This is a genomic window from Escherichia sp. TW14182 (assembly GCF_000208525.1).
GTDB classification, from domain to species: Bacteria; Pseudomonadota; Gammaproteobacteria; order Enterobacterales; family Enterobacteriaceae; genus Escherichia; species Escherichia ruysiae.
Window position 1 is genome coordinate 1 of the sequence record NZ_AEJZ01000440.1, and the last position, 2,293, is coordinate 2,293.

The 2,293-nt window shown below is 41.0% G+C and carries 2 protein-coding genes and 1 pseudogene; all 3 read left to right on the forward strand.

What is annotated here, in order from left to right:
• Window positions 1–469: 469 nt before the first annotated feature.
• On the forward strand, window positions 470–943 hold the full coding sequence (locus EQY_RS0122920; RefSeq protein WP_000008715.1) for a hypothetical protein: 474 nt from the start codon (window positions 470–472) through the stop codon (window positions 941–943).
• Window positions 940–1,275, forward strand: a complete 336-nt coding sequence (locus EQY_RS0122925) for a lysozyme inhibitor LprI family protein (RefSeq protein WP_000789901.1) — start codon at window positions 940–942, stop codon at window positions 1,273–1,275. Before EQY_RS0122920 ends, EQY_RS0122925 begins: the two co-directional genes overlap by 4 nt.
• 808 nt (window positions 1,276–2,083) lie before the next feature.
• A pseudogene (locus EQY_RS0122930) lies at window positions 2,084–2,266 on the forward strand (KpsF/GutQ family sugar-phosphate isomerase); the annotation flags it as partial.
• Window positions 2,267–2,293 lie beyond the last annotated feature (27 nt).

Sequence of the window (2,293 nt, forward strand, 5' to 3'; positions counted from 1 at the left end):
AAATTGCCTGACAATAAAAATAATCGCAGCCATATTAATTGATTAAAAACGTCTTTATAAATATTCCTAATTATATTTTTATTATGTTTTTTTGTTTTTTATTTACCACAACATCTGTTAATAGACAGGCTATACATAGTGCAAAATACTGACTTACCCGCGCCTATGCCACAGATACTGTTATCTGATAGTTATGCCCATGTTGCCTAAGTAATTCATAAGTATTCGCCGTGTAATGACATTAAATTCTTGTCCGGCAATCAGGTCATCCCCGTATCCACAGGTCTCAATATCGGCGAGGAGATTTTATTTTAGGCAAGCGGAAATTTGCATTACAGCATATTCAGGCCTACACCCGAACGACCTGATTAACCATAAAAAATTGATTCAGCGCAGCATGTTAATTATTCCTGGATCTTACATTGTCATTGCACAGTAAATGTAGAAACTTATGCGTAACGGAGTATTTATGAGTTTTAAACGTTTGGTTATAATTACCGCAATATCCTGTATGTATACCGGATTTGCATTTGCAGCGAACGTCACATTGAACCCTGCCCAGGTAGAACACCTGAATAACGTCATTAATCACGAGGTAAAAGGGAAAGATGACCGTAATTTTGTCTATACCAACTGGACAGAAGCTCAACGTGTGGCCGAATTTATTTGCCGACCACTCGCACTGAAAGAACTACAGAAGCGGTATACCGACGTAGATAAGGTTATTTTCGATCAGGGGAAACATAATATGCAGTGTCTGATCTCACCTGCACTGCTGACAGGTAATGGTCAGTACCGTAGGGGGATTAACTGGACGACCTTTCACTTCGCCTGTGAACTGTCAGTGAAAACCGGAGAGGCGATGGCTTTCAGGTTGTTGAGAAATAAAACCCTGACCATGGCTCCGGGGCCCGTTATTCGCTCCGGGGAGATCGGCCAGTGAAAAATATTCTTACCGCGTTTCTCATCATCACTCTCCCTGCTTTCTCCGCCACGGCAGCCAGTTTTGACTGCCGCCAGTCCCGCAGTGCGGATGAAAAAGCAATTTGCTCATCACATAGCCTGAACGATTTGGATGTGGAGATGAGTGTTAAGTATCAGTTTCTTCATGGGCTTTACGCGATGGGAGCCGCCGGGGAACTGCATGACTCACAGGTACTGTGGCTGGCTGAACGTCGCCAGTGTGGTGGCGATACAACCTGCCTGACGAAAGCATACAAGCAGCGCCTGAAAACGTTGAACCATCTTTATGACGCGATTAATAAACCACTCTGAGTCTGGAGTGAACTGGTGGTTGTCGGAGACGCCTTCATACAAGGCACCTCCTTACCGGCGCGTGTAACGCAAAAAGAGCCTGATGATTGTTCTTCCATCGGCTCTTTCTCTGAAGTGAAAGAAGGCCCAGGACGGACGTACTCGCTGGCATATGTGGCTCCAGCTCAACCAATGATAATCACTATCGTTATTTTTTATTTAATAATAATCTCCTGAAAAATAGATGTGGCCAAAATTCAATCCTGCCTGGTTTAATTCCGCATCAATCACCAGAAATAATCAATCTCTCAACTATCATATCGTTTAATATTCACCGCCAAAATTTTATTATTTTCTTCTGCTTTACAAGGAAATTGTCAATCTGTTTATTATGCATGACTTAAATAGTTAATCGAAAAACATCATCACCATTACTGACGTGTTTTATTTATTGATAACAGTGTCATACGTTCTTTTTTTACAATGAAACAATCAATTGCTAAATTGTTTTTTAACTCAATAGTTAAGCACGAAACGTTTTAATAAATGATAAAAATCCTAAATTCCTTGTTCATAATGTAGGGGTGTGTTAAATAGGTGGGCAAAATTTGGTTCCCCCTTCTCGCCTGTAATATTGCAGCATCTTCGCACTCCCATGAGACATTGCGACTTAATAAGAAGGTGATAAGCCCTGCATAAGCGCATGGGCTGACCATGATTTTATATTCATAAAAATATTTCGTTATAACCCATTGATTTAATATCAATAATTTATTGTGGGTTCGGGTTTGTTGTGACTGTGGCATTATTTCCGTGCAAAGGAGCTGATATGTCTGAAAGACATTTACCTGATGACCAGAGCAGTACTATCGATCCATATTTAATTACCTCTGTTCGCCAGACCCTGGCAGAACAAGGCGCAGCATTACAAAACTTGTCTAAACAACTTGATTCCGGGCAGTACCAGCGTGTCCTTAATTTGATAATGAACTGTAAAGGACACGTTATTCTGGTGATGCTGCCAACTTACTGATTTAGT